Genomic DNA, 17933 nt, shown 5'->3' with positions numbered 1-17933 from the left:
GACGGAAAGCACATTAAGTGCTTTCCTTTGCGTGCGGAACTCGCGACAAACTTCATGCCCTCCGGTCCGCCCCGGGAGGCAGGTTAACTAATTCGGGCCCGGCATTCAGAAAAGTCAGTACAGCAAAATGGCGATGCGGATGGTGCGAACAAGAAAGGGGCACGTTGCTGAAACGCGCCCCTTGTGGGTGGGGTATGGGGCTAGCGCTCGTAGATTAAGTTGCCTGCCAGGTAGGTGGCTTGGACTTTGGTGGCTTGGAGTTCTTGGGGGTCGATGGTGAGTGGGTTTTGGTCCAGGACTACCAGGTCGGCGTATTTGCCGGGTTCCAGGCTGCCGAGGTTTTGCTCGTCGCCTGCCGCGTAGGCGCTGCCCAGGGTGTAGTTGCGCAGGGCCGTTGCCGCATCGATGCGCTCACTCGGCAGCCAGCCGCCCTCGGGCCAGTGGCTGCGGGGGTCTTGGCGGGTGATAGCCGTGTAGAGCACGTTCATGCTGGTAACAGGCGTGATGGGGCTGTCGGTACCGAAGGCTTGGCGAATGCCGCGCTGCTTATAGGTTGCAAACGGCCACATGATGCGGCTGCGCTCCATGCCCAAATCGCGCTCGGGGCCGCCCGGGTCGAGCGTAATGTGACAGGGCTGGCTCGAGGCAATCACGTTGAGCTTGCGCAGGCGATCGATGTCCTGGGGCAGGAGATTCTCCAGATGCTCAAGCGTATTATGGCCGTGTTGGGGCAGGCCGTAGAGCTCTGCCGCCTCCTCAAAGATATCGAGCGCGGCATGGATGGCACCGTCGCCGATGACGTGGATGCGCACGGTGTGGCCGCGCTCCGCGGCCGCCAGAACTAGCTTGCGCATGCGCTCGGCGGGAACCGTCAGACGGCCCTGGTCGCCCGGGAAGCGCGGATTGGTATAGGGCTCGGTGAGATACGCCGTGTGTTCGCTCGACACGCCGTCGAAGAACTGCTTAAAGCCCGGTGCCGAGAGCAGCGCGTTGTTCGCGTAGCGGGTCTGCAGTTCTTCTAAGCGCGATTGGTCATCCAGCAACGTGGGGAACAGATGGGCTCGGATGCCCAGCTTGCCGGCTGCCTGTAGCTTGTCGTAGACATCATCGCGGATAAAATCGCAGCCCGGCATGGGCATGAGCGACATGTCGCAAATCGAGGTAATGCCTTGCTCGGCCATGCGTTTCATTTGGTCGGCATACGCGCTCGCGATACGGTCCTCACCCAGCCACTCAAGACAGCGCGGCAGCAGCTGCATGGCCGCAGCCTCATGAGCAATACCCGTGAGCTCGCCATTTGCATCTTTGTCGTAGCTGCCACCCGCCGGCGGCTCGCTGTCACGCGTCACGCCGAGTGCCTCGAGCGCGCGGCTGTTGAGCCACAACGTATGCCCGTCGCCCGAGTACATAACACAGGGTCGATCAGGAAAAGCCGCATCGAGCGACGCCTTGGTTGGATGCTCGGGCGGGTCCCAACGGTAATCGCGCCAGCCCTGCGTCACAACCCAAGCGTCGTCGGGCAGGTCCTGGGAAAACTCGAGCGCATGTTGCACCAGCGCCGCCTCGGACGTGCCCATATCCATGAGCATGTACGGCGAGGAACCGACCGAGGTATGGAAGAAATGCAGATGAGCATCGTGGAAACCGGGGCAGACAAACTGCTCGCCGTAGTCGATAACCAACGTGGCGGCAGGAGCGGCGGCAATCACGTCATCGGGCGCACCGACTGCGACGATACGGTCGCCTGCGATGGCAATCGCCAGCTCGCGGGCGGTATCGATACCGTCTTGCGCGGTAAAGACGTTCTTGGAGCGGATAATCCGATCGATATGTTGCATGGGCATCCCCATCTCTGGCAGGAAATTCAACACCCCCGAGTGTACTCCCCCGCCCTTGTAACAAAACCCCAAGCGGCAAACGGCAACTTTACCAGCCCTAGCGGCAGGTGGCATACTGGAGAGAGCCTGTACGATTTTGCGATCAACCCAGCAAGGAGCAAATCGACCATGACGAAGACCAAGGCACAGCAGATTATGGCGGCGACCGAAGTGCGAGCGGCTGACGACGTCACCGCAGCCATCCAAGATATCGCTACCGAGTTTGAACCCTATATCATCAAGCAGCGCCGGCACTTCCATAAGCACCCGGAGCTGAGCCTTGCCGAGGAGCGCACGACCTCCGACATCGCCAACCAGCTCGACGCCATGAATATCCCCTACGAGCGTCCCCTCAAGACGGGCCTGGTGGCGACCCTTCGCGGCACCGCGCCCGACGCCTATCGCGAGGACGGCACGCCACGCCGCCGCATCCTGCTGCGCGCCGACATCGACGCCCTGCCCGTCACCGAGCAGACCGGCGAGGAGTTTGCCAGCGTCAACGAGGGCTGCATGCACGCCTGCGGCCACGACTGCCACATCGCCATGATGCTCGGCACGCTGCAAATCCTGCGCCATATGACCGACGACATCCACGGCGAAGTCCGCATCGTCTTCCAGCCCAGCGAGGAAAACGGCCAGGGCGCCAAGCTCATGATCGGCACGGGCGTGCTCGACGGCGTCGATGGCGCCTACGCCGCGCACATCTGGAGTGAGGTCGACGCCGGCACCGTGAGCTGCGAGCCCGGACCGCGCATGGCCAATACCGACTGGTTCCGCATCGACGTCCGCGGCACCTCGTGCCACGGCGCCATGCCCCAGCGCGGTCACGACGCCGTTATGGTTGCCGCCGAGATCGTCAACGCTCTGCAGACCATCGTTTCGCGCGAGATCAGTCCCTACGAGCCGGCCGTCATTACCGTCGGCGAGCTGCACGGCGGAACCGCGCGCAACGTTATCGCCGGCACGGCCTACCTCGCCGGCACGGTGCGCACCTACGGCGATTCGACCCACGAGGAAATGCCGGAGCTCATGCGCCGCATCGTGGAGCATACCGCGGCCGCCTTGGGCGCCGAGGCAAAGCTCACCGACTACACCATCGCCAACTACAAGGTCGAAAACGATGCCGCCTCGAGCGAGCGCTGCCGCCAGGCAGTAATCAAATGCTTGGGCCCCACCGGCCAAGGCCATTACCGCGGCACGCTTTCGGGCGAGGATTTTTCGGAGTACCTGCGCCGCGTACCGGGCGTGCTCGCCTTTGTAGGTACGCGCAACCCCAAGATTGGCGCCACGTACGCCCAACATTCCTGCTTCTACAAGATCGACGAGACTGTGCTGGCAAAGGGCTCCATGGTGGCCGCCCAGTATGCCATCGACTTTTTGGCCGAGCCCACCCAAGAGGAGCTCGACGGCCCCGCGATCACCGCGGTCGCCGAAACCAACCCCGACTTGGCCGCCAAGTTGCGCTCTGCCAAGGCCACGTCCGCCGAGGCTCGCGATGCTATCCATGATGCCCGCACGGCTCGTCATGCCGCGATCAAGGGCATCCACGATGCACGTGCCGCCGCTCGCCGCGAGGAGAAGCACGACGAGTAGTCGATCCACGACCATCTCGCAGTCATAGCCGCATCGCGATATCAAAGCGGGGGCGGACGCTTCGGCACGTCCGTCCCCGCTTATTTGTCAAGCGCTATTTCTACCGTTTCTACCCCGTCCCCAAATGGCAGGTGGCAGGGTTACTCGTCCTGCGGGTCCTCGTCGGAGCTTGGCGCAGGCTCGGGCTCAGGCGCAGGCTCGGGCTCCGGTTCCGGCATGGGCGCGGGCTCGGGCTCAGGCACGGGCGCGGGCTCAGGCTCAGGCTCAGGCTCAGGCGCAGGCTCGGGCGCAGGCGCCGGCGCCGCAGCGGAATCGGATACGGGCGCTACGTCGGCGCTAAAACCAGCCGGAGCAGACTTCTTCTCAAACGGCAGCACAAAAGTCAGTACGTCGTCCTTGTCCTCGTCGGCCCACTCGCTTGCGTAGCGCGCAACCCAATAGCCAACGGCACGGTGCTTGAGCATCTTGCCAAAGACCGTGAGAAATACCGTGACAAACGCCGTCAGCACCAAGAACAATACGAGCGTAATGCCACCGCCGGTAACAAGCGCCTCAATAGCCGTAGGACGGTAGTAGTAGCTATACATACCGACAGAGGCAATGGTGCCAAAGACGAACGTCAGAATCCAAGTGACAACGTTAGCGACCAGACCCGTCAAAAACTCGGGGAGGAACGAAGCGCAGAACAGCTTGGTCTTATTGTTCTTAAAGGCCGCCCAGACCTTATCAAGCGAAAACGCGCTCTCCACACGACCGGTCACCGCAAAGTGCATCACGGCGATGTCGGCAAACATCTTAAAGAAGACCCCCAAGACCGCCGTGGCAATCATAGCCAGGACAAGCAGGCCAAGCGAGCCAAACAGCGCAGCCTCGAGCGCATAGGAGCCGTAATAAGAATACGAGCCCGCGGCGCCAATTACCACGCTCTCCACCAGCGAAAGCACTACACCGATAACGGGAATGGCAGCGATAACCTCGAGCACGACCGAGATAACGCTCGAAAAGACTCCGAGACCAAACGACGTGGAACGCATGAGTGGACGGTCCATGCCGTCATCGACCTTGAGCGAAAGATCACGGCCCCACTCGATACCAAAGCCGGAACCACACACGCTCGCAATGCAAGCTGCCAAAAAGCCGATGGCAGCCACAATGCCGCCAATAACGGGAATAAACAACACGAGCACCGACACAACGCAAATCAGCGCCGGCAAAAACGCGATTTGGCATACACGCTGAAGCACACCCGGAGTCTTGGTCATATCTTGGAACGCCTGAGCCACACAGCCCTTTGGCGCATTCGCCACGGGCGGTTGCGGAACAAACTGCTGGGGCTGAGGCTGTCCCTGGGGAGCGGGTCCAGCGGCACCGGCATTAGGAGCACCGCACGCGCCACAGAACTTGTCGTTGTCGCCCATGGGGGCACCACACTGCGAACAGAACATCGAAATCATCCCTTCGTATCATGAGCGAATCATCTGGATCGCAAACGATGTCTTTAGCATCATTATCACCCAATGTGGGGACAAATGCTCCAACATGACGTATTTGCAACGCGCAGGGCGCTATTCGATTGTTTGATGAGCTCGACCGCGTTAGTTCGTTCCGCGGAAACCCTTGCCGACGATCTCGGAGCTGTCGACGATCGTGATAAAGGCACCCGGATCGATCTCGCGAGCGTAGCGACGCAGCTGCACGGCCTCGCGACGACTTAGCACGCTCATGATCACCGTCACGCACTTGCCCGAGAAAGCACCGTAGCCGCGGCTAATAGTCGCCGTACGGTTGAGATGCTTGACGATAAACTCCTCGACCTTAAGGGGCTCGGAGCAAATGACCGTGCAGACTTTACGCAGGTGGATGCTCTCGATGGCTTTGTCGACCACAAGCGTCTTGGCAAACAGGCCGAGCACGCAATACAGACCGACGCGCGGGCCGTACAAGAAGGCCGCGATGGTCACGATGCCGATATCGACCAGTAGCAGGGCGCGGCCAATCTCGAGCGTCGTGCGGCGCTTGAGGATCATGGCAAGAATGTCCGTGCCACCCGTCGAGGCGCCGATGTCAAAGACAATGGCGCTGCCGAGCGCCGGCAGAATCACGGCAAAGCACAGGTCGAGCCACATATCGCCCGTCATCGAGACATCGGTCGGAATAAAGAGCTCAAACAGCGAAACATAGGCGGACAGCGCAAACGAGGCGAAGACGCTCCACAGGATTGCCTTGCGCTCCAAAAAGATAAAGCCCAGAACGACCAGGACCGCATTGATAATCCACATAAAAACGCCGACGGGCAGGGTCGGGAACAGCGTGGACAGAATGACCGACACGCCCGAGGTGCCGCCAAAAGCAAAGTGATTAGGGGTTTTAAACGCAACGATGGCAAAGGCCGTGAGGATCAGACCCAAATTGAGCTCGGCAAAAAAGCGCGGAAAGCCCGGCTCCTGACTGCGCTTGCGACCAGCGCGCTCGCCCCGCTCGATAACATCGCGATCGACCACGCGCTCCATCGGCACTACGGGAGGACGATGCACCTCCTCGGCAGCACGCGACGCCGCCTCTGCCGCAGCGGCCTCAATCGCCCATGCCTTGCTTTCTGTTTCGTGCTCGTCGGCCATTACGGCAACCCCTCGTTAACAATTTGGAAACAATGCGCCCATTAGAGTAACGCGGAACGTGGGGATTGCAACCCTTAGTTAGACGAGCGGTATGACTATATCGGGAGCGTACAAAAACGGCCGGCCACGCTTTTGCTTGCGCGGTCGGCCGTTTAATGTTTTCGCAGATAAAACCTGCCAAAACAAACCTGTCCCTTTTTGGAAGGTTATTCGTGCTGGCTGGTGCGGTGCTCGTACTCCTCGGGGGTGATGACATCCTCGATGCGCAGGTTGACGCCCGCCACCTCAAGGCCAGTCATCGCGGCAAGGCGCTCGGTGACACGTGCCTTAACATCGTCGAAGATCGCGGGCGCATAGGCGCCGTACTCGATGATGACGGAGATGTTGACGACCACGCGATTATCGTCGGTGACCTCGACCGTCACGCCCTTGGTCAGATTCTCGGCACCAAACTGCTCCTGCACAAAGTGCATGAGGTTACCCTTCATGCCCAGAACGTGCGGAACCTCGCGGGTGGCCATGGCAACGATCTTCTCGATCACGCCGTTGGAATAGGTCAGCGAGTCCTCGGACTCATCCGCTTCCTCGTCGTCCTCATCCGTATCGGACTCGGCCTCGACGAGAGCCTCATCCTCGAGCGTCACATCCTCAGCTTCGGCGACGACCGCCTCGTTCTCCTCGAGCTCGGTATCGGCTACATCGACCTTCGTATTAAAAGCCATGGTTCCTCCTTATGCCTGCCGCGGATGCGACAGTCGAATACATATTAGCGGCCGCTAAACAGACGGCCGAAGAAGTTGACGATCCCGTTCTCGCCGTCGCGAATTTGGCCGATCACAGCGCCGATCAGCACGAAGAATGCAATGACGAGCGTGTCCCACAGGCCCAACGTGAGCACCAACACGGCGAGGATAAAGCCGGCGACGGCGCCGAGCGTGGTGTTGGGATGACGCACAGCATAGCTCCAGACGGCAGCGCCCGTACCCTTGATGAGACCCATAGCCTCGTCAAAATCCGCGGCTGCCGCGTCTTGTAACTCGGTTGCCTCTGCTTTGGAATCAACAGGTTCGCTCGCCGACGTGGCGCTCTGGTCAATCGTCAGGCGCGGCGTACGAGCGGTCTTATCTTGATTGGTATCACTCACCGGAAACCTCCACGGTCTGGACGGTAGTCTTGGACGGCAAAAAACGGACGCGCGCGGTCGTACCCGGCGCGCCGAGCATGGTATCGCAGGCTTCTTCGATGCGCTGCTGCATCGCGGTAGCCAGAGATGCCACGTCCTTATCGTCAAGCGCGATAGCCTCGACCTTAAAACGGACGTGCGAATCGTCGGGGCCTTGGACGCGAGCCTCGACATGCTCGACCATCACGCGGTCGTCGCGCCCGGCAGCAACCCTGGCGCACGAAGAAAGCGCCGCAAGGGTAACCTCGATATTGCGCTCCCCCGCCGGATGCACGCAGGACGGCTCGCGACGGGCGAACATCAGGCGGAAAAAGCTCAGCAGTACGCCGATCGCCACGACGCCGGCGCACGCCGTCACGACGATGCGCGGCATGGGGTCGCGCATCAGCAGCATAAAGCGATACGTATACGGCCCCCAAAACTGGCAGACAAGCGTACCCAGCGCCACGATGGTGGCGGCAAGATACACGATCGCTAGGGCTCGTTTGAGTACGCGCACGCGGCGCTCCCTTCAAATCTCGGCTCTCGAAATGCAAAACGGTTCGCATCATTATAAAAGAGCCGGGTCCGGTGCTCTACGCACGCGGATCCGGCTCATCTATTCCACGAGGCTTGCATGCTCGCTTCATTATGCCCAGATATGCACGGCTCAATCCGTGCTGGCGCTACTCCTCCTCGAGGGCAGCGATGACCTCGTCGGTCATGTCCATGGTGCTGTAGACGTCCTGGACGTCGTCGAGCTCCTCAAGACGGTCGATGAGGCGCTGGACCTTCTTGGCGTCGGCGCCGGAAACCTCGGTCGGGGTGGTCGGGACCATGGTGGTCTCGGAGCCCTTGACCTGGACACCCTGCTCCTCGAGCGCCTTGGAGACAGCCATGACCTCGTTGGCAGCAGTCCAGACGATCCACTCCTCGCCGGCATCCTCGTAGTCCTCGCCACCGGCCTCGGCGATAGCCATCATGAACTCATCCTCGTCACCGGCAGCACCATTGGCGATCATGGTCTCCTTCTTGGCGTTCTCATCCAGGATCTCCTTGGCGACGACGATCTGGCCCTTGCGCTCAAACTGGAAGGCGACGGAGCCGGAGGTGCCCAGGTTGCCACCAGCGTGGGAGAAGGCGGAACGGACATCAGCGGCGGTACGGTTGCGGTTGTCGGTCAGGCAGTCGACGTAGACGGCGACACCGGCGGGACCGTAGCCCTCGTACACGATGTTCTCGTAGACGGCGGCGTCAGCACCCGAACCAAAAGCCTTGTCGATAGCGGACTTGATCTTGTCCTTAGGCATGGACTGAGCCTTGGCCTTGGCAACGGCAGCGGCGAGGCTGGCGTTGTTCTCGGGCAGCGGGTCACCGCCGAGACGGGCAGCAACAGTGATGTTGCGGCTGAGCTTGGAGAAGAGGGCGGAACGCTTGGCGTCCTGCGCGCCCTTACGATGCTTGGTTGTGGCCCACTTAGAGTGTCCGGACATACGTGTCTCCTATCGGTTTCGACCTAAAGCCCAGCGCAGATGCTCGGGCAATATAAACAAACGTCGTTATGATATACCTACTAGCCTGCGAGATAAACCCCAAAATGAAGGCGTCGTGATGATGTCCCCTTTGGTGCAAAGAAACCTGACCCCAATGCACCAAGTTAGGACCAGAGGAAGTCGCTGCGGGTGACGGTGGCGCCGATGGCGAAGGGCATGCAGGCGATGACCGGATACAGGTAGCGCATGTAGGTCGAGCCGTTGCACGGACCAATCAGGCACACGGCGAGCACGCCCAACAGCGGCACCCAGATCGCCAGCGCACGCCATGAATGACGTCGCAGCAGGTAGACCACCACGGCAATCATGATCCACACATAGGTGGCCGAGCTCATGGTGAGCGAAATAAACGGGATGCGCTGCACCGCCACACGGTACAGATTGATCAGGTGGTCACACCAGCGCACCACGTTGCTGTCAACCGGATGGAAGTCGAAGTACTTGAGGTTGTCGGGACGCGCCATGATCTCGGCACTACGCGCCGTGCTGTAGACCCAGGCATCGCGGGCACTCGGATAAAAGTAGCCGTAATAGTTATTGATGAGCGCCGAGATATAGCACTCGGGATCCTTTTTGAACATCTGCGCCCAGACCTCAAAATAGGCCTTGATGTCCTCCTGCGAGGCGTACTCGTTAAAGCAGTTCTTGACGGCATCGGACTTGTCAGGGTTGTAGCGGCGGCCCAGGTTCTCGTACTTGAGCACGCGATCGATCACGACGCGCTCCTCGTCGGTCACCAAACCGTCGCAGGGCGCCTCCACGATGGTGCCGTCCTCCTTTACCGTGGGGTTGACACCCGAGTTGAGGCCATCGTGCTTTTGAACGAAACGAGCCGTCTGCTGGAACGGAATCGAGAGAATTTCGCGCTTGGAGCCGGGCGTGATGTCGTGCGCCGGCATAAAGACCTTGGTGAAGTACATATTAGAGGCAAGGCAGAGCGCGAGCACCGCGAGGACGCCAACCCAGCGGAATCGCGGCGTGACGCATGAGACCGCGGTGCCCGTCTGCTTAGCCGCACGACGAGCGACATGTACATCCCATGCGCAAAACGCCGCCGCGATCATACACGCCGCCAGCGGAAACACCAGGCCTCCATTGCGCAAAAACGTGGAACCCATGGCAGCAAGCGCAAACAACAGCCAGTCATGGCGCGCAAAGAGCACGGGGGCCTTCTCGCCCGCACGCTCGGCATTGGCATCGCGACGGGGCAGGCCGCAGGCCACGAGCTTCACGGTCTGCACCAACAGCACCAAAAACGCGTCGGCAAAGAGCACGTCTTTGGTGAGCAGGGCCGCGTAGTTAGAGAACATGGGCATAAACACAAAGAACAGCAAGATCACGCCGCGGACCGGCAGGCTCACGCCCAGTTTGCGCAGCGACGAGACGGAATAGGCCATGCAGGCGGCCGTAATGACGAACTGAGCGCAGGTGTAGATGGCAAGCCCCGCATTGGCGCTGTTAAAGACCGAAAGCCCCAGTTGAACGCACGAGCCGATAATGGCCGTGTGCACGACCGGGTGATGCCCGTTGAGCAGGACATTGGGGTTGAGTAGGCGCAGGTAGTCGCTCGTGCCGTTGGGATAGTTGAACCACTGGCGAATCTGCGCACCCGTATCTCCCATAAAAAGGCCGGGCAGCGAAGCGATGAGCGTGGGCGCCCAGGCGATCATAAGCACCAGGAAGGGCCCGGCAAAGGGATGGGCCGAGAGCACGGCGTGAGCCACACGCCATACGCGGCCAAAGTGCGCTTCGGAAAACGGAATGCGCCGAGAGCTCAGCCAATCTAGACACTCAAAAGCCAGGTAGAAGGCAACGATCGCCAAGAGCATCCAGCCCGCGCCGCCAATCCAGGCACAGATGATGCGGGCCTTGTCGCCAAGAACAATCTCGGCCGAGTCGGTGAGGTCGTAGCTGCGGCCGAACACCATGCAGATGGCGAAAAACAGCGACGGCAGAATGATCGACGGGCGCCAGGTGTCGCCACGGCCAAAGAATACGTAGCGAAACGGCAGCGTGAGCAGGCAGGCAAGCGCAAGCAGCATGACCGCGTCGGTATGGCCGGCAAACGAGAGGAGCACCTCGTAGCACACGTACAGCATGCCCGAGGCTTTGGGGTCAATCGCCAAGACTGCGTTGCTCGACACCGGGGCGGGATCGATGGAAAACGCCGTGGTCGCCAACAGCGCGAGCAGAAATGCGATGAGCGTCTGCTTGGCGGGGTAGCGCTTAAACCAGACGATGCGGGCCGCGTCGCGCGCAGCCGTTGTGGAGAGATCGGAATCCTTCACAGTCCAAAGAGCCTTTCTAGAAACCTGCCAAAAAGGGACAGGTTTATTTTGGCAGGTTTTATCTGGGGAAACGTTACGGTTCTGTCATCGTTGCCCAGCAAACCACCACAAAAGTGCCTGTCCCCTTTGTGGTGGTTAGGAGTCGAGGTAGATGCGCTGGGGACGGTTGCGGCGGAGGGCAAAGATGACGAGCGCCAGGCCCGCAATCACGAGCGGAAGGCTCAGCAGCTGACCCATCGTGATGACGCCGCCCAGCAGATAGCCCAGCTGGGCATCGGGCACGCGCACGAACTCGACGAGGAAGCGGACGATGCCGTAACCCATCACAAACACGCCCATAAACGTGCCCTGGGGCAGCAACGGCTTTTTGCGGCTGAGCACCTGCAGGATGCAGAAGAGCACAATGCCCTCAAGAAATGCCTCGTAGAGTTGGGAGGGGTGACGCGGCATATCGCCCGCAGTCCCGCCAAAGACTACACCCCAGGGCAGATCGGTCGGCTTGCCCCACAGCTCACCGTTGACAAAGTTGGCACAACGGCCCAGACACAAGGCCAGCGGCGCGCCGATGACAGCAAGGTCTGCCAGAGTCCATGCGTCGAGCTTATACATGCGGCAAACGATGATGCCGCCGATAATGCCGCCGACCAGGCCACCGTGGAAGCTCATGCCGCCTTCGTTGGTGGCAAAGATCTCGAGCGGATGTGCCCAGTAGTAGCCGTCGCCGTAAAAGATGACGTAGAACAGGCGGGCGCCGATGATAAGGCCAAAGACCACACCGACCACGACGCTCGTCAGGTCGTCAATCGTGATGCTAAAGCCCCAGCGACGCTGCGTGCGATACATGACGACCGCCGTGAGCAGAGCTCCGACCACATAGGCCAGACCATACCAGTAAATCGTGATGGGCCCCGCCGAAATCGCGACGGGATCAAGCATATGGTAGAAGTCGTTGAGCATGTCGACCCTCCTACTCCCTACATACAAATGCGGCCGCGGGCCTTGCGCTCGCAGCCGCATATTTGGGCGTAACGTCTATGCGGAGTATGCCGTCCGCAGCTTTCGCATCTTAGAACGGCGCGTACTCGTCGTACAGGTCGTCGGTCTCGCCGGAGGCATTAACCTGCTCGACACGGGTAACGCCGGGCACATGCTCCTTGAGGATACGCTCGATACCCATGGACAGGGTCAGCGCGCTCATAGGGCAGCCGGCGCAGGCACCCTGCAGCTCCAGTTTGACGACGCCCTCGTCGTCAACACCCACATACTCCATATCGCCGCCGTCGGCCTGCAGGTTGGGGCGAATCTCTTCAAGAACCTTCTTAAGCAGCTCTTCGTTAACAGCCACAGGGGCTCCTTTCTCACAATAACGCGGGCACGCCCGCGGACAGGGGCTATGTTACTACAGCCATGTACCCGCTCACGAGCCATCCATGCGCGCGGACACGACTTTCACGAGCAGTCAATTTGGGACGGGGATCTTTTAGCTGCCTGTTGTTACCAGCTGGCATTGTCACGCGCTACTGCTGAGCCTGCCCCTCGGTACCGATGTGAACATCGACGATAACCTGGCGGTAGCTAATACCGCAGGAGTCGAGAATGCGGCGGCTGATGCGGCCGTCGTCGGTGTCGGCGTACTTGTTGTCCAGGTAGACAACCTCGCCCACACCCACCTGCGCCAAAATCTTGGCGCAGTCGTGGCACGGGAACAGCGTGACGTAGACCGTGGAACCCTCGAGGTCCTTGAGCGAGCCACGGTAGTTGAGCACGGCGTTGGCCTCGGCATGGACCACGTAGTTGTGCTTGTCCTGCAGCGGGTCGTCGCTCGTACCCCACGGGAAAAAGTCGTCGTTGAGCGCCGAGGGCGTACCGTTGTAGCCCACCGAAAGGATACGGTGGTTGGTGCTGGCGATGCACGCACCCACCTGCGTGTTGGGATCCTTGCTGCGGCGCTGTGCGGCGATGGCCACGCTCATAAAGAACTCGTCCCAGCTAATGACGTCCAGGCGCTTGCCTGACGAAGTTTGATGAAGATCGTCCGACATGGCAGACACCTCCGTAATCGCAATAGTTTGACCCATTGTAGCAGGTGAAAGGTGGGGGGCGTTTGTCCCACCGGCGCCCTCACTTTTACACGCGGCGGGGCTTTTGGTTGATGCGGTAGAGCTCGGCGAGTCCTCGCAACGTCAGCGCGTCGTCTACCGTCAGGCTGTGGCCGACCAGCGACGCGAGCGCCTCGGCATCGTCGCCGGTAATGACGATGGGCACGTCGCCCTCCCCCGCGGCCTTGGTCGCGCGCATCTCGGCGAGCACCATGTCGAGCATGCCGTCGATGCGGGCCACCTCGCCCAGAACCACGCCCGAACGCATGGCCTCGCGCGTGTTGCGGCCGATCACATGCGTGGGTGCCGAGGGCTCGACCTGCGGCAGACGCGCCGCAGCAGCCGAAAGCGAGCGGGCGCCAAGCGCCAGACCCGGCGCGATGACGCCGCCCACAAAGGTGCCGCGCGCGTCGATGACCTCGATATTGGTCGTGGTACCCAAGTCGATCACGATGCACGGAGAGCCGTAGACGGCACGGGCCGCCACGGCGTCGGCAATGCGGTCGGGGCCGATCTCGGCCGGGTCGTCGTAGCGGACGGGCATGCCGGTCTTGAGGCCCGGCCCCACGGTGAGCACGCGCCCCGTGCAGGTGCGAAAAAGTGCCGCCTTCCACGGACGCTCGAGCGCCGGCACCACGCAACTCAGGACTGCAGCTGCGGGAACGAGCGCGCCGGGCATGCCCGCATCGGCCGCCAGCGCGGCCATGACTTGAGCGAGACGCATACGCGCTTCGTCGGCCGTAATGCTCGACGGCGTCGTGATCTCGCACGTCGCAAGCGGGCATTCCTGTGCCGCGGCCGAATCCTCGGCAAACAGGCCAAAGCGAATGAACGTGTTGCCCACGTCGACCGTCAATATATATGCGCACCCATTAAGCATCGTCGGCACTCCTTTCGTCTGTCCAGCAGTATATCGCCTACCTAAACCAGTCATCCCAAAATGACTAGCTTGCGGCTATACTGGTGCGCGGTCGTTTGCGAGCTCACGCGGCGGCCCTTGGTAACCCGACTTCCCGCGCCGTATCCGTAACGGCGCTCCCGGGGGAAGCGGATATACGCAAAGGAGTTTTATATGAGCAATCCCTCGAACCGCGCTTCGATGCGCGGGCAACTCACGCTGCGCGGCGTCGTCATCGGCGTCCTTGGCTGCGTGATCATCACGGCAAGCTCGGCCTACACCGCCCTCAAGATGGGCGCACTCCCCTGGCCAATCGTCTTCGCTGCCGTCATCTCGCTGTTCTTCCTTAAGCTCATGGGCAACGCCAGCCTCAACGAGGCAAACGTCACCCACACCATCATGTCCGCAGGCGCCATGGTCGCCGGCGGTCTGGCGTTTACCATCCCGGGCGCCTGGATGCTGGGCTATGCCAACCAGATCAGCTGGCTCGACATGTTTATCGTGGCACTCGCCGGCACTATCCTGGGCCTGTTGGCCACGGCACTCATCCACCGCCACTTTATCGTAGACGCCGCGTTGGAGTTCCCCACCGGCAACGCCGCAGCTCAGACCCTGCGCGCCACCGAGGCCGGCGGCAAGACCGGCAAGCAGCTCTTTGGCTCTATGGCCATCGCAGGCATCTACAGCGTGCTTCGCGACGCTCTGGGCGTGGTGCCCAGCATGCTATGCACGCTCAACATCCCCGGCGTGACCTTTGGCATCTACAACTCGCCCATGCTGCTCTCCGTCGGCTTCCTCGTGGGCTTCGCCCCGGTCGCCTTCTGGTTTGCCGGCGCCCTGCTGGGCAACTTTGGCATCATCGTGGGCGGCACCGCTGCCGGTCTGTTCGATATTGTGACCGCGCAGGGCATCGTCAAGTCCCTGGGCATGGGCCTCATGATGGGCTTTGGCGTCGCCGTCGTCCTCAAGGACATCCTGCCGCAGGTCGCCGGTATCGTCCGCGGTCTTGCCGCCGACAGCTCCACCGACACCGACGAGCAGTCGCTCATCTCGGGCTCCCTTAAGCTCGACGCCGGCATCATCGGCCTGGGCGCTGCCGCCATCGCCGTGATCGTCGCCATCGCGCTCGACCTTGGTCCCGTCCCGGCCGTCATCGTGACGCTGTTCACCTTTGTCACTACCATTATGAGCGCACAGAGCTGCGGCCAGACGGGCATCGACCCCATGGAGATCTTTGGCCTCATCGTCATGCTCATCGTGGCTGCCTTCGCACAGATCGCTCAGGTCAAACTGTTCTTTATCGCCGGCATCGTGGCCGTGGCGTGCGGCCTTGCGGGCGACGTCATGAACGACTTTAAGGCCGGCGCCGTGCTGGGCACCAACCCGCGTGCGCAGTGGATCGGCCAAGCCATTGGCGGCATCGTGGGCGCCCTGGTCGCCGCCGCCGTCATGGTCGCGCTTGTCACCGCCTATGGTCCGGACGCCTTTGGTCCCGACAAGAGCTTTGTGGCCGCGCAGGCAAGTGTGGTCGCTACCATGGTCTCGGGCATCCCGAGCGTGCCGTGGTTCGTTGGCGGCTTTATCGCCGGCATCGTCATGTACTGGCTCGGCATTCCGGCCATGATGATCGGCCTGGGCGTGTACCTGCCGTTCTACATGTCACTCACGGCATTCCTGGGCTCCTGCGTCAAACTCGCCTACGACAAGTGGTCCGCCCACCGCGACGCCACCGCTGGTCTTTCTGACGAGGAAAGGGCTGCCAAGGACGCCGCCTTCCAGGAACAGGGCTTGGTTGTCGCCAGCGGCCTGCTCGGCGGCGAGTCAATCGTCGGCGTTATCCTGGCGTTTGTCTCCGTGGGCTTAAGCCTGCTGGGATAGGCCGAACAACAACGCACCAGCGCAGAGCGCGGGGTCGGATCCAATCCGATCCCGCGCTTTTTTGTATCTGCCGAAACCCTCGGCCGCAACGCATTTGCTACGCACCCGTTTTCCCACTCGCTTAAGTTCCACGCCAAGATGACCGCGCCGCCCCTCACGGTGTAGAGTACATGCTGCGAACACACCCGCGCTCCCGCGGCAATACGAGGTGGATATGGAACTCGACAAACAACAGATCAAGCGGCTGCGCGAGCGCCATCATCGGCGCCATGGCATCCGCCCCGCCCACAGCGAAGCGGCTGAACAGGCGCATCGCTTCCTAAAGCGGGCGTTCAACATTCGCGAGGGTCGCGCACCCTATCACGTGATCCGCAAACGCTTTGTAAACGGGGCGCGCCTGACCGGCTCGCACCTGTGCATCCTCATCATCGCCATGCTCATCGCAAGCATCGGCCTCGATATCGACTCGGACATCGCCATCGTGGGCGCCATGCTCATCTGCCCGCTCATGGGCTCGGTTCTTGCCATGGCATACGGCATCGCTACGCTCGACCGCGAGATTACCGTCGAGGCCGTCGCGGGCTTGGCTCTACAGATGGCCTTTTGCCTGGTCACGTCTACGTTGTACTTTAAGCTCTCGCCCCTTGGCACCACCACGGCCGCCATCATCGACAATTCGACACCGACTGTGTGGGACCTTGCCGTCGCGCTCGCGGGCGGCTTTGCGGGTGGCCTGGGCAACTCGCGCGACCAGGAACCCGCCACGCTCATCGCCGGCGTGGCCGTGGCGACCGCGCTCATGCCGCCCCTGTGCGCGGCGGGCTATGGCATCGCCATCGCAAGCGGGCCACTGTTTCTCTCGGCGCTTTATGAGTTTGGCATCAACGTTGTCTTTATCGCGCTGGCGGCCGAAGCCGTTCTGCTTCTTTTGCGCGTGCCGCTCAAGCGCGACCTGAACGGCGACGGTATTGTGACTGCTGAAGAAAACGCCGAGGTCGACGAGCTATCGCGCAAGGTGCGCCGCCGCATCATTGTGGGCACGGTAGTCTTTGCCATCCCCTGCATCGTTATGACGACGGGGTCTATTGGCTCGGCGCAAGCCGGCGTGCAGGACGGCTACGGCGTCACCGAAACCACGCGCGAGCTTGCGGCGGTGCTGCCAGGCTTTAAGGATTACACCGTCGCCGTCGAGACCTCGACCACCGAAGGCGAGGAGGAGGGTATCGTCGAGCGCGAGATTGTCGCCCATGTGACGACAAGCGAGACGCTTGGGGCGCACGACCGCCGCGTTGCCCGCAAGCTCATCGACCTCAATGTGCCCGAGCTCGATCGCGTGGAGTTTGATGTGCAGTAATACGCGACGTGGGATGGATGCGCGCAGCCGCGAGTCACGACATGGCGCAGACGTGACGCGGGCCACGAGCAAATAGCGGGGCGCGGTCCATGGCCGCGCTCCGCTCGCTGATTTATTGCCGTGAATCATCTGTCCGCATCGACATCGCCAGACTCCACTGTAAACGCCGGACCGGTACTCACCAGATAAAAACGGGTCACCCTGGTATCTCTAAATAGGTAGAGCAAGCCCTGATCGCGTCGGCGCGAAATATACGCCACGTGGACCGCACCGAATTCTTCGCCGTTTTCCTTCTTTAATATCAGGATGTTGGGGTCATCCGTACGCTTAAACTGCCCGTCTGTGCAGATTCCGTCTTGGTCGACCAGCTGCCATCGACAGTTGTCCTCCTCAAGAAAAGCCAGGGTTTCCCGACTTGTTTCGTCATCCCGATAGTAACCATCAATGGCAAAGCCTTCGGAAACGCATTCCTGCATATAGGATGTTTCTCGATTTATAGCAAACTGCCCTGCAGCGCCCAGGAGCACAGCCAGGCAGACCACTGCGAGGGCTATCGAGATAGTACGGCGGTTCATGTCAACCAGCCCGATACTTGTTTAACGGAGTGCAAAAC

Annotated in this window: 16 protein-coding genes; 3 read left to right on the top strand and 13 right to left on the bottom strand. The window is 61.2% G+C overall.

All coding sequences use genetic code 11. From position 1 onward, the window contains the following. Window positions 1–200 precede the first annotated feature (200 nt). Window positions 201–1838, bottom strand: coding sequence for an amidohydrolase (locus DXC67_RS05595; RefSeq protein ID WP_233503176.1), 1638 nt, complete (start codon window positions 1836–1838; stop codon window positions 201–203). 168 nt (window positions 1839–2006) lie between these two features. On the opposite strand from DXC67_RS05595, the gene DXC67_RS05590 reads away from it, so the two are divergent. Then, entirely contained in the window at window positions 2007–3470 is a 1464-nt protein-coding gene (locus DXC67_RS05590) for a M20 family metallopeptidase (protein ID WP_117637658.1), read from the top strand. Between the two features lie 140 nt (window positions 3471–3610). Here the strand turns inward: DXC67_RS05590 and DXC67_RS05585 are convergent, their stop codons facing one another. From DXC67_RS05585 to DXC67_RS05535, 11 genes are all read right to left on the bottom strand, one after another. Next, window positions 3611–4915: a zinc-ribbon domain-containing protein gene (locus tag DXC67_RS05585; protein ID WP_158551297.1), complete on the bottom strand. Its 1305-nt coding sequence runs from the start codon at window positions 4913–4915 to the stop codon at window positions 3611–3613. A 150-nt stretch (window positions 4916–5065) separates the two neighbouring features. After that, the gene (locus tag DXC67_RS05580) at window positions 5066–6088 is read right to left on the bottom strand and encodes a YitT family protein (RefSeq protein WP_082435553.1); all 1023 of its coding nucleotides are present in this window, start codon (window positions 6086–6088) and stop codon (window positions 5066–5068) included. Between the two features lie 206 nt (window positions 6089–6294). Further along, window positions 6295–6810, bottom strand: a complete 516-nt coding sequence (locus DXC67_RS05575) for an Asp23/Gls24 family envelope stress response protein (RefSeq protein WP_055251999.1) — start codon at window positions 6808–6810, stop codon at window positions 6295–6297. A gap of 44 nt (window positions 6811–6854) precedes the next feature. Next, the gene (locus DXC67_RS10600; protein WP_233503061.1) at window positions 6855–7232 is read right to left on the bottom strand and encodes a DUF2273 domain-containing protein; all 378 of its coding nucleotides are present in this window, start codon (window positions 7230–7232) and stop codon (window positions 6855–6857) included. Next, entirely contained in the window at window positions 7225–7770 is a 546-nt protein-coding gene (locus tag DXC67_RS05565) for a hypothetical protein (protein WP_118094713.1), read from the bottom strand. The genes DXC67_RS10600 and DXC67_RS05565 overlap by 8 nt, the downstream gene beginning before the upstream one ends. Before the next feature lie 166 nt (window positions 7771–7936). Next, a complete protein-coding gene (locus DXC67_RS05560) occupies window positions 7937–8743 on the bottom strand; it encodes a YebC/PmpR family DNA-binding transcriptional regulator (protein ID WP_117584122.1) in 807 nt (268 codons plus the stop codon). Window positions 8744–8907: 164 nt separating this feature from the next. Continuing rightward, the gene (locus tag DXC67_RS05555; protein WP_233503175.1) at window positions 8908–11091 is read right to left on the bottom strand and encodes a DUF6020 family protein; all 2184 of its coding nucleotides are present in this window, start codon (window positions 11089–11091) and stop codon (window positions 8908–8910) included. Window positions 11092–11226: 135 nt separating this feature from the next. Further along, window positions 11227–12048: a prolipoprotein diacylglyceryl transferase gene (gene lgt, locus DXC67_RS05550; RefSeq protein WP_117637655.1), complete on the bottom strand. Its 822-nt coding sequence runs from the start codon at window positions 12046–12048 to the stop codon at window positions 11227–11229. Window positions 12049–12157: 109 nt separating this feature from the next. After that, window positions 12158–12436: a NifU family protein gene (locus tag DXC67_RS05545; RefSeq protein WP_117637654.1), complete on the bottom strand. Its 279-nt coding sequence runs from the start codon at window positions 12434–12436 to the stop codon at window positions 12158–12160. Window positions 12437–12608: 172 nt separating this feature from the next. Next, the gene (locus DXC67_RS05540) at window positions 12609–13133 is read right to left on the bottom strand and encodes a dCMP deaminase family protein (RefSeq protein WP_099432128.1); all 525 of its coding nucleotides are present in this window, start codon (window positions 13131–13133) and stop codon (window positions 12609–12611) included. Between the two features lie 85 nt (window positions 13134–13218). Next, the gene (locus DXC67_RS05535; RefSeq protein WP_117637653.1) at window positions 13219–14070 is read right to left on the bottom strand and encodes a type III pantothenate kinase; all 852 of its coding nucleotides are present in this window, start codon (window positions 14068–14070) and stop codon (window positions 13219–13221) included. A gap of 192 nt (window positions 14071–14262) precedes the next feature. Here DXC67_RS05535 and DXC67_RS05530 point away from each other — a divergent pair, with 192 nt between their 5' ends. Both DXC67_RS05530 and DXC67_RS05525 read left to right on the top strand, forming a co-directional pair. Then, window positions 14263–15966 carry an OPT/YSL family transporter gene (locus DXC67_RS05530; protein WP_117637652.1) on the top strand — a complete coding sequence of 568 codons (1704 nt, stop codon included), beginning with the start codon at window positions 14263–14265 and terminating at the stop codon, window positions 15964–15966. Window positions 15967–16180: 214 nt separating this feature from the next. Then, complete coding sequence (locus tag DXC67_RS05525) at window positions 16181–17320, top strand: DUF389 domain-containing protein (RefSeq protein ID WP_117637651.1); 1140 nt, start codon at window positions 16181–16183, stop codon at window positions 17318–17320. A 125-nt stretch (window positions 17321–17445) separates the two neighbouring features. Here DXC67_RS05525 and DXC67_RS05520 read toward each other — a convergent pair whose 3' ends face one another. Beyond that, entirely contained in the window at window positions 17446–17895 is a 450-nt protein-coding gene (locus tag DXC67_RS05520; protein ID WP_117637650.1) for a hypothetical protein, read from the bottom strand. Window positions 17896–17933 lie beyond the last annotated feature (38 nt).

The organism is Collinsella sp. TF07-1 (assembly GCF_003437235.1).
Classification (GTDB): domain Bacteria; phylum Actinomycetota; class Coriobacteriia; order Coriobacteriales; family Coriobacteriaceae; genus Collinsella.
The sequence above is the reverse complement of the archived record's forward strand: the minus strand, read 5'-3'. Positions and strand labels throughout refer to the sequence as shown.

Coding starts and splice junctions, on each gene's coding strand:
- DXC67_RS05595 (WP_233503176.1), bottom strand. CDS start 1,838: ATGCAACATATCGATCGGATTATCCGCTCCAAGAACGTCTTTACCGCG.
- DXC67_RS05590 (WP_117637658.1), top strand. CDS start 2,007: ATGACGAAGACCAAGGCACAGCAGATTATGGCGGCGACCGAAGTGCGA.
- DXC67_RS05585 (WP_158551297.1), bottom strand. CDS start 4,915: ATGTTCTGTTCGCAGTGTGGTGCCCCCATGGGCGACAACGACAAGTTC.
- DXC67_RS05580 (WP_082435553.1), bottom strand. CDS start 6,088: ATGGCCGACGAGCACGAAACAGAAAGCAAGGCATGGGCGATTGAGGCC.
- DXC67_RS05575 (WP_055251999.1), bottom strand. CDS start 6,810: ATGGCTTTTAATACGAAGGTCGATGTAGCCGATACCGAGCTCGAGGAG.
- DXC67_RS05560 (WP_117584122.1), bottom strand. CDS start 8,743: ATGTCCGGACACTCTAAGTGGGCCACAACCAAGCATCGTAAGGGCGCG.
- lgt (WP_117637655.1), bottom strand. CDS start 12,048: ATGCTCAACGACTTCTACCATATGCTTGATCCCGTCGCGATTTCGGCG.
- DXC67_RS05540 (WP_099432128.1), bottom strand. CDS start 13,133: ATGTCGGACGATCTTCATCAAACTTCGTCAGGCAAGCGCCTGGACGTC.
- DXC67_RS05535 (WP_117637653.1), bottom strand. CDS start 14,070: ATGCTTAATGGGTGCGCATATATATTGACGGTCGACGTGGGCAACACG.
- DXC67_RS05530 (WP_117637652.1), top strand. CDS start 14,263: ATGAGCAATCCCTCGAACCGCGCTTCGATGCGCGGGCAACTCACGCTG.
- DXC67_RS05525 (WP_117637651.1), top strand. CDS start 16,181: ATGGAACTCGACAAACAACAGATCAAGCGGCTGCGCGAGCGCCATCAT.
- DXC67_RS05520 (WP_117637650.1), bottom strand. CDS start 17,895: ATGAACCGCCGTACTATCTCGATAGCCCTCGCAGTGGTCTGCCTGGCT.